Annotated in this window: 10 protein-coding genes; 4 read left to right on the forward strand and 6 right to left on the reverse strand. The window is 65.8% G+C overall.

The features are described 5' to 3' along the window. The first annotated feature begins 507 nt into the window (after window positions 1–507). The 3 genes from BHE75_RS03600 (at window position 508) to BHE75_RS03610 (ending at window position 3,509) form a co-directional block, all read left to right on the forward strand. Window positions 508–813, forward strand: coding sequence for an FtsB family cell division protein (locus tag BHE75_RS03600; RefSeq protein WP_015459320.1), 306 nt, complete (start codon window positions 508–510; stop codon window positions 811–813). Window positions 814–1,014: 201 nt separating this feature from the next. Further along, complete coding sequence (pdhA, locus tag BHE75_RS03605) at window positions 1,015–2,097, forward strand: pyruvate dehydrogenase (acetyl-transferring) E1 component subunit alpha (protein WP_015459321.1); 1,083 nt, start codon at window positions 1,015–1,017, stop codon at window positions 2,095–2,097. Next, window positions 2,097–3,509, forward strand: a complete 1,413-nt coding sequence (locus tag BHE75_RS03610; RefSeq protein WP_070932465.1) for a pyruvate dehydrogenase complex E1 component subunit beta — start codon at window positions 2,097–2,099, stop codon at window positions 3,507–3,509. Before pdhA ends, BHE75_RS03610 begins: the two co-directional genes overlap by 1 nt. 354 nt (window positions 3,510–3,863) lie before the next feature. Here BHE75_RS03610 and BHE75_RS03615 read toward each other — a convergent pair whose 3' ends face one another. From BHE75_RS03615 to BHE75_RS03640, 6 genes are all read right to left on the reverse strand, one after another. Then, the gene (locus BHE75_RS03615; protein WP_191225142.1) at window positions 3,864–5,243 is read right to left on the reverse strand and encodes a methyl-accepting chemotaxis protein; all 1,380 of its coding nucleotides are present in this window, start codon (window positions 5,241–5,243) and stop codon (window positions 3,864–3,866) included. A 54-nt stretch (window positions 5,244–5,297) separates the two neighbouring features. After that, the gene (locus BHE75_RS03620) at window positions 5,298–5,843 is read right to left on the reverse strand and encodes a hypothetical protein (protein ID WP_070932467.1); all 546 of its coding nucleotides are present in this window, start codon (window positions 5,841–5,843) and stop codon (window positions 5,298–5,300) included. A gap of 10 nt (window positions 5,844–5,853) precedes the next feature. Beyond that, window positions 5,854–6,387, reverse strand: a complete 534-nt coding sequence (locus BHE75_RS03625; RefSeq protein ID WP_070932469.1) for a hypothetical protein — start codon at window positions 6,385–6,387, stop codon at window positions 5,854–5,856. Beyond that, on the reverse strand, window positions 6,384–7,907 hold the full coding sequence (locus tag BHE75_RS03630) for a fumarate hydratase (protein ID WP_015459326.1): 1,524 nt from the start codon (window positions 7,905–7,907) through the stop codon (window positions 6,384–6,386). The genes BHE75_RS03625 and BHE75_RS03630 overlap by 4 nt, the downstream gene beginning before the upstream one ends. A gap of 147 nt (window positions 7,908–8,054) precedes the next feature. Beyond that, on the reverse strand, window positions 8,055–8,750 hold the full coding sequence (locus tag BHE75_RS03635) for a PEPxxWA-CTERM sorting domain-containing protein (protein WP_070935458.1): 696 nt from the start codon (window positions 8,748–8,750) through the stop codon (window positions 8,055–8,057). A 194-nt stretch (window positions 8,751–8,944) separates the two neighbouring features. Beyond that, a complete protein-coding gene (locus BHE75_RS03640) occupies window positions 8,945–9,730 on the reverse strand; it encodes a DUF2189 domain-containing protein (protein WP_070932471.1) in 786 nt (261 codons plus the stop codon). Window positions 9,731–10,361: 631 nt separating this feature from the next. On the opposite strand from BHE75_RS03640, the gene BHE75_RS03645 reads away from it, so the two are divergent. Continuing rightward, window positions 10,362–12,263, forward strand: coding sequence for a ribonucleoside-diphosphate reductase subunit alpha (locus BHE75_RS03645; RefSeq protein ID WP_015459329.1), 1,902 nt, complete (start codon window positions 10,362–10,364; stop codon window positions 12,261–12,263). Window positions 12,264–12,605: the final 342 nt, after the last annotated feature.

Here is a 12,605-nt window from a genome sequence, read left to right on the forward strand (position 1 = left end):
AATCCACGGCAGTTTTTGGCGAAACCCCTGAATCAACGACAGGCTCAGCCGTCAAGCTAACCTGCTGATACCACTCAACTTAATTTCCGATCGGGCTCTTAGGTTTGAGGCAATTATATAATCTACTTCATCGACTCTAAAGCGTGTGAACGCATAGCCAAGGTCGGATGTGAACGAAAAATCCTGAGCATAATCTGTCGGTGACGGATATGTATCCACTATGGGTGTGGGCGTGGGCGTTGTAGTGCTATCGCTATCTCCGCCCCCGCAGGATGATAGGAAAAGCGCACATGCCGGCATCGCTGTAAGTAAAATCTGTCGTATGGAACTTAAGGAATCCATGCGTGGCCCCCCCGAGCTGATTAAAATACAAGGCTCTCGGCGTTGACTGTAAGAGAGTCAACCTTCGCCGGGGGGCGTGCATGGGGTGGCGACTTCATAGGGTAAAAATAGCCGCTCCGCCGATTCAGGCTTGCCTTGGCGGCGTGTTAGTGATTCCTGATTCGGGTGATACGCAAGCGCTCTCCCTTCCGCCTTCTCGCCACCGCCGCCGCGCCGACGCTGGCGGTGCTGGTGATGCTGATGTTCGCCGGCTATGCGGTGCTCGGTTCGAACGGCCTGCTGGCGCGCGGCGAATATCATAAGCAGCTGGCCGACGCGAAGGTGAAGCTCGCCCAGGTGGAGGCCGAGAAGCAGCGGCTGCTGAATCGCAAGCGCCTGCTTTCCCACGGCGATCCCGATTTGGCCGACGAGCTTACCCGCGGCGCGACCGACATGGTCGGCCAGGACGAATATGTCATCGTGACGAAGTGATGCTCCGCTGGCGGCGGGCGCCTTCTCCGCGCCCGTTTCGGACTCGTTTTCGTTAGATCGTTACGCCTTTCCCAGTCGTCGTGACGGAATCTTTCCCAACGCTGTCATGGCGTTCGAAACCCCCGAGTGCCGTTGCGGAATCGGGTGTTCGCGGCCTATAGACGGCCCGACATCCGTATCTCTCCACAGGAGCGTTCCAGCTTGGCCAAAGCAGCACAGCCGCGAACCCGCAAGGCGCCCGCCGCCGCGCGGAAGCCGGCGGCATCCGCCGTCCCCGCATCCAACCGCGAGCGCCCGGCCGAACCCGTGCGCTACAAGGCCTCCAAGCAGGAGATGCTGGATTTCTACCGGCAGATGCTGCTGATCCGCCGGTTCGAGGAAAGGGCCGGCCAGCTTTACGGCCTGGGGCTGATCGGCGGCTTCTGCCACCTCTATATCGGCCAGGAAGCGGTGGCCGTGGGCCTGCAATCGGCGCTGACGGTGGGCAAGGACAGCGTCATCACCGGCTATCGTGATCATGGCCACATGCTGGCCTATGGCATCGATCCCAAGGTGATCATGGCGGAGCTGACCGGCCGCGAAGCCGGCATCTCGCGCGGCAAGGGCGGCTCGATGCACATGTTCTCGGTGGAACATGGCTTCTACGGCGGCCACGGCATCGTCGGCGCGCAGGTGTCGCTGGGCACCGGCCTCGCCTTCAAGCACAAATATGCCGGCGACGGCGGCGTGTGCCTGGCCTATTTCGGCGACGGCGCGGCCAACCAGGGCCAGGTCTATGAGAGCTTCAACATGGCGGAGCTATGGAAGCTGCCGATCATCTTCGTGATCGAGAACAACCAATATGCGATGGGCACCAGCGTGAACCGCGCTTCGGCGGAGGACCAGCTCTACCGCCGGGGCGAGAGCTTCCGCATCCCCGGCATCCAGGTGGACGGCATGGACGTGCTCGCGGTGCGCGGCGCGGCCGAGGAAGCGCTGGAATGGGTGCGCGGCGGCAAGGGGCCGATCCTGCTCGAGCTCAAGACCTATCGCTATCGCGGCCATTCCATGTCGGACCCGGCCAAATATCGCTCGCGCGAGGAAGTGCAGGCGGTGCGCGACAAATCCGACCCGATCGAGCATCTGAAGCGCGAGCTGGAAGCGGCCGGCGTTTCCGAGGACGAGCTGAAGCAGCTTGAGAAGGACATCCGCAAGACCGTGCAGGATGCCGCCGACTTCGCCGAGCAGGCGCCCGAGCCCGAGCTTTCCGAACTTTATACCGACGTGCTGGTGGGACAGTATTGATGGCGATTGAACTGAAGATGCCGGCGCTTTCCCCCACCATGGAGGAAGGGACGCTTGCCAAGTGGCTCGTCAAGGAAGGCGATGCCGTCAAGTCCGGCGACATCCTGGCCGAGATCGAGACCGACAAGGCGACGATGGAGTTCGAGGCGGTCGATGAAGGCACGATCGCGAAGATCGTCATCCCCGAGGGCACCGATGGCGNGAAGGTGGGCGAGGTGATCGCGCTGATCGCCGGCGAGGGCGAGGATGCCGCCGCCGTCGAGGCCGCGCCGGCCAAGGCGCCCGAGCCCGAGGTGGAAGCGCCCAAGGCCGAGGCGGCGCCCGCCGCCGGCGAGGATGGCGGGCCGCGCAAGGCGGATACCGGCACCAGGCAGCTCGCCTCCGAAAAGGCGGCCACGGTTTCCGATCCCGATATCCCCGCGGGCACCGAGATGGTGAAGACCACGGTGCGCGAGGCGCTGCGCGACGCCATGGCGGAGGAGATGCGCGCCGACGATCGCGTCTTCGTGATGGGCGAGGAAGTGGCGCAGTATCAGGGCGCCTACAAGGTGACGCAGGGCCTGCTCGACGAGTTCGGCGACCGGCGCGTCATCGACACGCCGATCACCGAATATGGCTTTGCCGGCGTCGGCACCGGTGCGGCGATGGGCGGGCTGAAGCCGATCGTCGAGTTCATGACGTTCAACTTCGCCATGCAGGCGATCGACCACATCATCAACTCGGCCGCCAAGACCAACTATATGTCTGGCGGCCAGATGCGCTGCCCGGTGGTGTTCCGCGGCCCCAACGGCGCCGCCAGCCGCGTCGCCGCGCAGCACAGCCAGAATTACGGCCCCTGGTATGCCAGCGTGCCGGGCCTGATCGTGATCGCGCCCTATGACGCGGCCGATGCCAAGGGCCTGCTCAAGGCGGCGATCCGCTGCCCCGATCCGGTGGTGTTCCTCGAGAACGAGCTGCTCTACGGCCACAGCTTCGAGGTGCCGAAGCTCGACGATTATGTGCTGCCGATCGGCAAGGCGCGCATCGTGCGCGAGGGCCGGGACGTGACGATCGTCAGCTATTCGATCGGCGTGGGCGTCGCGCTCGACGCGGCGGAGAAGCTGGCGGCCGAGGGCATCGACGCCGAGGTGATCGACCTGCGCACGCTGCGCCCGCTCGACAAGGCGACGGTGCTGAAGTCGCTCGCCAAGACCAACCGGATGGTGGTGGTCGAGGAAGGCTGGCCGGTCTGCTCGATCGCGTCGGAAATCGCGGCGATCGCGATGGAGGACGGCTTCGACGATCTCGACGCGCCGGTGCTGCGCGTGACCAACGAGGACGTGCCGCTGCCTTATGCGGCGAACCTCGAAAAGGCCGCGCTGATCAAGGCCGACGATGTGGTGGCGGCGGTCAAGAAGGTCACCTACCGCTAAGCGATCTTCGGACGGTAAGGAAAAAGGGGAGGGGCGCCCGGCGTGCCCCTCCCCTTTTTCGTATCCGGGCTGGTTGGTCCCGGCTGCGTGTGGCCAAATCGATGGCCGCTACCCCGCGATCTTCATCGGATAGCGGCCGCCCGGACATACCGCCAAAAACCGTCATTCCCGCGCAGGCGGGAATCCATTGTGTCGGGCGCCATCGACTCTATCGAGCCAACCATCGATTCCCGCCTGCGCGGGAATGACGGGTGGGGAAGGGCGGCGAAATATCTGCTTCCCCGGCCTTCCGATCTTAGGCCGGGCGCGGCACTTCGAGGCCCAGCGGTCGCCCCCGCCGGGAACTCACATGCCTCAGCCCCGATCCTCATAGGCGAGCTGCAGGATGCCCCAGTGGCGGCCGGCGACATGGATCGATGCGATCACCTGCTTCAGCAGCATCACGCCGCCGCCGGCCACCGGCCGGCGATAGGCCTTGAGCCAGAAGGGCTCGGTGAGCCGGCACTGGATGCGCTGGTCCTCATAATCGAAGAACACCTGATGGCGGCTGTGCTCCGCGTTCCAGATGGGGTCGTCGCGGCGGGGCAGCGAGCGTTCGGGCATCTGGACCGCGCCGAAGGTGTTGCGATCGGTGAGCGACATGCCGAAGAAGCCCGGAAGCGCGCGCGCCTTTTCCTGATGCGGGCGGGCGGCCGCGACGATCAGGTCGGTCGCGGGATGCTGATATTGCTTCGGGTCGGTGCCGGGGATCGGCTCATAATGATCGGAGAAGAACGCTTCGGCCGAGATACGCCCGTTGCGGATATCGGCTTCGAGCGCCGCGACGATGGTGCCGGCCGCATCCAGCGCGAAGCGGACATAGGGGCTGTCCGGTATCTCGACCCCGGTTTCGGCCATGTGCTGCAGCAGCACGTTGGTATCGTCGCTGACATGGCTGAGGCGATCGCTGAGCCGCACGAGATCGGCGGCATTGGCGCTGGAGGTGCTGGTGAGCGCATCGAGGCCGGTGCGGATGCCGGATACCGAACCGACGATCGATTCGAGGCTACCGGCCACCGCGTCGCTATTGTCGGAAAGGCCGCGCATCAGCGTGGCGAGGCTGCTGACCAGGGTCTCGATCTCGCGCGTGCCTTCGTGCGCGGAGCGGGCCTTGTCCACGCCCGTGCCGATCCGCGCCAGCATGGCCTGCGCCTCGGCGGTGAGCGCGCCGATCGATTCGTTGATCTTGGCGGTGGCGGCGGCGGTTTCCTGGGCGAGCTTCTTCACCTCGCTCGCCACCACGGCGAAACCGCGCCCGGCATCGCCGGCGCGCGCCGCCTCGATCGTGGCGTTGAGCGCCAGGAGGTTGGTCTGGCCGGCAATCTCGCTGATCGCTTCCGTCACGCTGGCGACGGTCGCCAGTGCCGCGTTGAAGCTGCCCAGCCCCGCATGGATCTGGCTGACCTGCTCGATCAGGTCGACGACATTGTCGGTGGCGGCATCCAGCCGCGCGCTGGAATCGGCGATCACGTCGCGGGCGGCCGACGCCTTTTCCTTGGCGTCGCGCGCCGTGAGCGACACGGCCGAGCGATCGCGCTCCAGCCGATCGGCATCCGCGCCGATCCGTTCCACCGTATTGGCCTGTTCCGTAACCCGTTCGGCAAGCGCCGCGATATCCGCCTGGAGATCGAGCGTCCTTATCCCAAGGTCGCCCGACAGCTTCGCCGCCTTCACGACCGTCTGTGCAATCTGCATCCGGCTATCCCCGTTCAATATACGGAGAATATGCCGGAGATGCCTAACAAGCGGTCAACGCTTCCTCGCGCGCCGCCCGGCGGGCTTGAGCCGATAGCGGCGCGCGCCCAGCGTTTCGGCGAGCAGGGCGGTGATCGCCGCCTCGTCGCGTTTCAGCCGGCCGCGATGCAGCAGCGACAGGCCGATCACGATCGCCATCATGCCGAGTGGCGCGGCCATCAGCAGCACCCGCACCAGCGGCGTCACCATGCTTGTCCAGCCGATATAGATGGAGAACAGCACCATCGAGACGAACCAGCCGATCATGTAGCGGCTGGTGTCGGTCGGCACGCGGAAGCGGCCGCGTATCTGGGTGTTGGCGCCGTCGCGATAGAGGCGGGCATGGAGCGCGAATTCGCTGTCGGCGCGCCGGTTGCGATGGCGGCAGGCGATATGGAGCGCATCGCGGCCGACGCTGCCGGCGAATACCATGTCCGGCCCGCCATGGGTGAAGGCCACGTCGCCGCCGGCCACGAGCAGCGGCGCCAGCCTGTCGACGCATTCTTCCGGCGAAAGCGGCACGCGATAGCGCGCATCGCGGCCGGTGAGTTCCGGGATCATGCGGGGCGGTTCACCTGTCGCCTTCCTCCGCGCGATAGCTGCATCCCGCGAAGGTGGCGCCGGGATGGGACGGGAAGGCGGTGACGATCATCACCCGCTTATAGGTATAGGACATGCCGAGATCGGCATCATGCTCCACCCGGCGATCGACCAGCTTCTCCCCGAAGAAGCGCGTGTCGTCCGGGATCGTGTTGGCGATGCCGACCTCGCCGGCGATCGTGGCGGGGGCGACTTCCGGTAGCATCGCCAGCACGGCGGTGCCGGCAAAGCCGATCCGGTCGGTGGTGCGGCCGAAGGCGGCGATGGGGGCGGGCAGGCTGAATTCGACGATGGTGGGCTCGCCGCCGTCCACCCGCGCCCAGCCGCGCGATGCGCCGCCATTGTCCGGCCCCGTCGCCCAGGCGACAAAGCCGTTGAACTGGCGGGCATCGAGCCTGCAGGCGACGACATCCTCCACCCGCACCGCCGATGGATTGAAATCCGGGGCACCGGCCGCGCCGGGGGCGGCAGCCAGCAGCAGTGCGGGGAGGAGGGCGATCGTCATGCGGTTTCGAGCAGCCTTTCCCTGGCGATCTTCTCCCGCCAGACGAGCGGAGCCATATGGTGCACGTTCTGGCCGGTGGAATCTACCGCCACCGTCACCGGCATGTCCTGAACGTCGAACTCGTAGATCGCCTCCATGCCGAGGTCCTCGAAACCGACCACGCGGGCGCCCTTGATCGCGCGGGCGACCAGATAGGCGGCGCCGCCCACCGCCATCAGATAGGCGGCCTTGTGCTTCCTGATCGATTCCACGGCCGCGGGGCCGCGCTCCGCCTTGCCGACCATGGCGATCAGCCCGGTCTGCTCCAGCATCATGTCGGTGAACTTGTCCATGCGGGTGGCGGTGGTGGGGCCGGCGGGGCCGACCACCTCGTCGCGCACCGGATCGACCGGGCCGACATAATAGATCACCCGGCCCTTGAAGCTGACGGGCAGCTCCTCGCCCTTGGCCAGCATGTCCTGGATGCGCTTGTGGGCGGCGTCGCGGCCGGTGAGCATCTTGCCGTTCAGGAGCAGGCGGTCGCCCGGCTTCCAGCTCGCCACGATTTCCGGCGTCAGCGTATCGAGGTCGACCTTGATCGCCTCCTTGCTCGGCGTCCATTCCACCTTGGGCCATTCGTCCAGGCTCGGCGGATCGAGATAGACGGGGCCGGAACCGTCGAGGGTGAAGTGGGCGTGGCGGGTGGCCGCGCAGTTGGGGATCATCGCCACCGGCTTGGAAGCCGCGTGGGTCGGATAATCCATGATCTTCACGTCGAGGATGGTGGCGAGCCCGCCCAGCCCCTGCGCGCCGATGCCGAGCGCGTTCACCTTGTCGAAGATCTCGATGCGCAGTCGCTCGATATCGTTCTGGGGGCCGCGCTGCTTGAGCTGGGCCATGTCTATATGGCCCATCAGCGATTCCTTGGCCAGGCTCATCGCCTTTTCGGCCGTGCCGCCGATGCCGATGCCCAGCATGCCCGGCGGGCACCAGCCGGCGCCCATCTGCGGCACCATCTCCAGCACCCAGTCGACGATGGAATCGCTGGGGTTCAGCATCTTGAACTTGGACTTGTTCTCGCTGCCGCCGCCCTTGGCCGCGACGTCGATATGCACCTTGGCGCCGGGCACCATCTCCACGTTCATCACGCAGGGCGTGTTGTCCTTGGTGTTGACGCGGCCGAAGGCGGGGTCCTTCAGGATCGAGGCGCGCAGCCGGTTCTCCGGGTTCAGATAGGCGCGGCGCACGCCTTCATCGACGACCTCCTGGAGCGACTTGTCGCTGTCCAGCATGCATTGCTGGCCCCATTTGACGAAGACGGTGACGATGCCGGTATCCTGGCAGATCGGGCGGTGGCCCTCCGCGCACATGCGGCTGTTGGTCAGGATCTGGGCGATGGCGTCCTTCGCGGCCGGCCCCTGCTCGGCCTCATAGGCATCGCCCAGCGCGCGGATATAATCCATCGGGTGGTAGTAGCTGATATATTGGAGCGCGTCGGCGACGCTCTCGATCAGGTCGGCTTCCTTGATGATGACGGTCATGGGCTCCCTCTACGGGTGGGACGTGGCGCGAAACATCGGGCGCGATCCCACGCGGGAATCGCGTCGTTCGGGGGTGGCCTTACGCGTTTCGCGCACCCATTCCAACCGGCGGTCCCCGGTTGATGGCCCGCTATGCGGGCCGACCCGCTATGCGGGCAGCGGCTTGCCGTGCCGGAGCGCCCCGCCGATGAGGCCGAATCCGGCGATCATCATCGCCCATGTCGCCGGTTCCGGCACCAGCGGCGGCGCGGCGCGGGTGGAGATCGCGCCGACCGCGTCGATGTCGGCGCCGACGGTGGCGCCTGTCGTGCCGCCATTATTGGCCACGTCCGTCAGGCGGATATAGGCGAAGGCGGAGGAGGAGCCGTAGCCGAACGCATCGATATCGATGCCCCGCGTCGATCCGCCGATGGCGCCGACCGAGAGCCAGTCGATGCCGTTGACGCTGATATCGACGATCGTGCCTTCGACATCGGGGCCGACCTCGAAGATCCACAGATCGTCCGCATCGGAATCGCTGCCGGTCAGCAGATTATCGACGAAGCGGAGCACGATCCGCCCGCCCACGCCCAGCGAGACGAAGGAGCAGGCATCCTGCGACGCGCAGGAATTCACCCCGTTATAATCGGGCACGCCGAGCGCGTTGGCGGCGCCCTGGTGCGGCGCTGTCGGCGCATTGCCCTCCAGGCCGGGCTGGTAGGAGACCACGGCATCGGCGAAGGAAAGGGCGCCCTGCGGGAATTCGACTCCGCCGATGATCTCCGCCCTGGCGCCGGCCGCGCTCATGCCGAGCGTCAGGACAGCCACGCCGGACAGGAATATCCGCTTGGGAAAGCTGCTCATTTCGAACCCCTCCTCCATAGCCGCCGCCGGGGCGTGCCGGCGGGGCATCGTTGAGCGATCCGAAAGGCGTTCGAGCCCCTGTTATCGGGCGAAGCGTGGTCCCGATGGCGTCATGCTGTCAATGCGCGGCCCATAAGGGGTAGGGGCCGGATCGGCATCTTTCCTCCGCCGCCCCGACCCGTTCCGGGCATGCCCTATCGTTCCACCAGCCGGGTGTAGAGGTGCCAGGTGGCATAGCCGAGCACCGGCAGCACCACCGCCAGACCCACGAACAGGGGGATGCAGCCGATCACCAGCAGCGCCGCGACGATCAGGCCCCATGTGCCGATCGCGACCGGATTCTGGGTGGCGGCCTTGAAGGAGGTGGCGATGGCGGTGCCGACATGGACGGGCCGGTCCACCAGCATCGGGAAGGTGACGACGCTGCTGGCCAGCGCGATCACCGCGAAGCCGAGGCCGACGAGATTGCCGAAGATGATGAGCCGCCAGCCCTCGTTCGTGGTGAACAGCTGTTCGAGGAAAGCCGATATGGTGAGGCCCTGGCTGAGGCCGAAGGCGCCCTGGTAGAGCCGCCAGGCGGTGCCGACCCAGGCGACGAACAGCAGGGCCAGCGTGAGGGTGGCGAGCAGCAGCTCGCGCCCGCGCGGGCCGCTCCACGGATCGAAGAAATGGGTCCAGCCCGATTCCAGCCCCTGCTCGCGCCGGCGGGCAAGCTCGTAGAAGCCCGAGGCGACCGTCGGCCCCAGCAGCGACAGACCGGCGACCAGCGGGAAGAGCAGGGGGATAAGCTCCCCGTTCAGCGCGAACCAGGCCGCGATGAAGCCCACCAGCGGATAGATGAAGCCGACCAGCAGGATATCGCCCCGCTTCTCCCGGAAATCGTGCCAGCCTTCGGCGAGCGCCCAGCGCAGATCGGCCATGCCGATCCTGCGGACGTCGGGGATTCTCGCCTCTTCGGAAACGGGTGTGATCGCGACCATGGCGGCCCTCCTGATGGCGGGACGGGCTGCGCCCTTCCCTCGAGCGGCAATTGGATCAGCAAACGGACCGGCGGCCGGCGACCCGAGGCAGGCCGGAGGTCGATCCCGATCCTACGCCTGCCGGCGCCACGCGGGAAGCCGAAATTGCCCGAGGCCGAGCGCCCGCCGATTGCGGCCGCACCGGCCCTTTCGGGAATATTTTTTTGTTCCTCTTTCATTCTCTTGCGGCGGCGCGGAGTGCAGGAAAATCCGCGCGTCGCAAGCCATTTTCCCGCCGGCGGGTGCGACGAACCGAATCGGAGCGGCGATGAGCCGTGGAGGCGCCAAGCGAATTTACATCTTGCGTCCGGACGGGGATCGGGCACTATGGATAGTGGTCGTGCCAGGGGGCTGGCCCCAAGAGATTGTTAAACCCGTGCCGTACCCTATATTTGCGGAACGGCTGTTTGCGTCTCTTTGACGTGGGATCGCGGCGGAAAGCCGGTCCCCTTCCGCCCCCCGGCATGCTAGGCTTGGGGAGCGTGGCTTCCCGGCCGAACATTCTGGGAACGATCGGGCCGCAAAGGCCCGTCCGGCACCCCGGATGGCCATGATTTTTGACGACGGATAACCGGGCAAGGGCGACGCGACGATGGACCTTTCAGGCAGCAACAACGAAGCGGGCGCGAGCGACGTGGCCACCACCCTCGAAGCGACCAGGGCCGAAGCCGGGACGGACAGCCCGCACGGCGTGCTCAAGCGGCCCTATCCGGTCGAGGTCGATCACGGGCGTGACGCGCTCCTCACGGATTTCGGCAAGGAGACGCTGAAGGACCGCTATCTGCTGCCGGGTGAAAGCTATCAGGACCTGTTCGTCCGCGTGGCCTCGGCCTATGCCGACGATGCCGCGCACGCCCAGCGCCTCTACGACTATATCTCGAAGCTGTGGTTCATGCCGGCCACGCCGGTGCTCTCCAACGGCGGCACCGGGCGGGGGTTGCCCATCTCCTGCTATCTGAACTCGGTGGACGACAGCCTTCAGGCGATCACCGAGATCTGGAACGAGAATGTCTGGCTCGCCTCGCGCGGCGGCGGCATCGGCACCTATTGGGGCAATGTCCGCGGCATCGGCGAACCGGTCGGCCTGAACGGCAAGACCAGCGGCATCATCCCCTTCGTCCGGGTGATGGACAGCCTGACGCTGGCGATTTCGCAAGGCTCGCTGCGTCGCGGCTCGGCCGCCTGCTATCTCGATATCTCGCACCCGGAGATCGAGGAGTTCCTTGAAATCCGCAAGCCCAGCGGGGATTTCAACCGCAAGGCCCTGAACCTCCACCATGGCGTGCTTCTGACCGACGCCTTCATGGAAGCGGTGCGCGACGGCCGCGAATGGGAACTGACCAGCCCCAAGGACGGCAGCGTCCGCGGCAAGGTCGATGCGCGTTCCCTCTTCCAGAAGCTGGTAGAAACCCGGCTGGCGACGGGCGAGCCCTATATCGTCTTCGCCGATACGGTGAACCGGGCGATGCCGAAGCATCATCGCGAACTGGGCCTGAAGGTTTCGACCTCCAACCTCTGCTCCGAAATCACCCTGCCCACCGGCCGCGACCATCTCGGCAACGATCGCACCGCCGTCTGCTGCCTGTCCTCGCTCAACCTCGAGACGTGGGACGAGTGGAACGGCGATAAGCAGTTCATCGAGGACGTGATGCGCTTCCTCGACAATGTGCTGACCGACTATATCGATCGTGCGCCCCCGGAGATGGCGCGCGCCAAATATTCGGCGATGCGCGAACGTTCCGTGGGCCTGGGCGTGATGGGTTTCCACAGCTTCCTCCAGGCGCGCGGCCTGCCCTTCGAAGGGGCGATGGCCAAGAGCTGGAACCTGCGCATGTTCAAGCATATCGCCGCCAAGGCGCAGGAAGCGTCGATGCTGCTCGCTTCCGAACGCGGCGCCTGCCCGGATGCCGAGGATCGCGGCGTGATGGAGCGTTTCTCCTGCAAGATGGCGATCGCGCCGACCGCGTCGATCAGCATCATCTGCGGCGGCACCTCCGCCTGCATCGAGCCGATCCCCGCGAACATCTATACGCACAAGACGCTGTCGGGCAGCTTCTCGATCAAGAACGTCCATCTGCAGAAGCTGCTGCAGGCCAAGTCCAAGGATTCGGACGCGGTGTGGAATTCGATCCTCGAGCAGGGCGGCTCGGTCCAGCATCTCGATTTCCTCAATCAGGAGGAAAAGGACACGTTCAAGACCAGCTTCGAGATCGATCAGCGCTGGCTGCTCGAGCTGGCGGCGGACCGGACGCCCTATATCGATCAGGCGACCTCGCTGAACCTGTTCATTCCCGCCGACGTCGAGAAGTGGGACCTGCTGATGCTGCACTTCCGCGCGTGGGAGCTCGGCATCAAGTCGCTTTATTATCTGCGGTCGAAATCGATCCAGCGCGCGGGCTTTGCCGGCGGCGTGGAGGCGGACAATACGCCCGACCTCAAGAAGATCGAGCTGGCCACGACCACCGACTATGACGAGTGCCTCGCCTGCCAGTGAGACAAGGCCGCTAGGGCAACCCGGCTGAAGCGACGGCCGGGTTTCGGCGCGCCGCGGAGCTACCTGACGGCCGAAATGCCGGGGGAGCGCAGGCATTTCGCCAGCCTCCCTCCGTCCTTCCCCTTTTCGCGGGAGTGACGGATCGGGCCAGGCAGGCTTTTTCTGCGGAAAGGCACATTGCCGGCCTTCCCGCTATCGCTGACGCAAATCTGAATTTTCCACGCTGTCCGGGCCGTGGGCAGTCCACGCCAGGGGCGCCGCTGCCGGCATGCACGAACGGGAAAACGTACCCGCCGCCCCGATCCGTCGGTGGCGGCGGGTGCGTCTTTGCATGGCTGAAAC

The organism is Edaphosphingomonas haloaromaticamans, from assembly GCF_001853345.1.
Classification (GTDB): domain Bacteria; phylum Pseudomonadota; class Alphaproteobacteria; order Sphingomonadales; family Sphingomonadaceae; genus Sphingomonas_E; species Sphingomonas_E fennica.

Bases quoted from the DNA above. Each gene is read 5' to 3' on its own strand.
- BHE75_RS03625 (WP_070932469.1), bottom strand. From the start codon at position 6,387: ATGACGATCGCCCTCCTCCCCGCACTGCTGCTGGCTGCCGCCCCCGGC.
- BHE75_RS03640 (WP_070932471.1), bottom strand. From the start codon at position 9,730: ATGGTCGCGATCACACCCGTTTCCGAAGAGGCGAGAATCCCCGACGTC.
- BHE75_RS03615 (WP_191225142.1), bottom strand. From the start codon at position 5,243: ATGCAGATTGCACAGACGGTCGTGAAGGCGGCGAAGCTGTCGGGCGAC.
- BHE75_RS03635 (WP_070935458.1), bottom strand. From the start codon at position 8,750: ATGAGCAGCTTTCCCAAGCGGATATTCCTGTCCGGCGTGGCTGTCCTG.
- BHE75_RS03645 (WP_015459329.1), top strand. From the start codon at position 10,362: ATGGACCTTTCAGGCAGCAACAACGAAGCGGGCGCGAGCGACGTGGCC.
- BHE75_RS03620 (WP_070932467.1), bottom strand. From the start codon at position 5,843: ATGATCCCGGAACTCACCGGCCGCGATGCGCGCTATCGCGTGCCGCTT.
- BHE75_RS03630 (WP_015459326.1), bottom strand. From the start codon at position 7,907: ATGACCGTCATCATCAAGGAAGCCGACCTGATCGAGAGCGTCGCCGAC.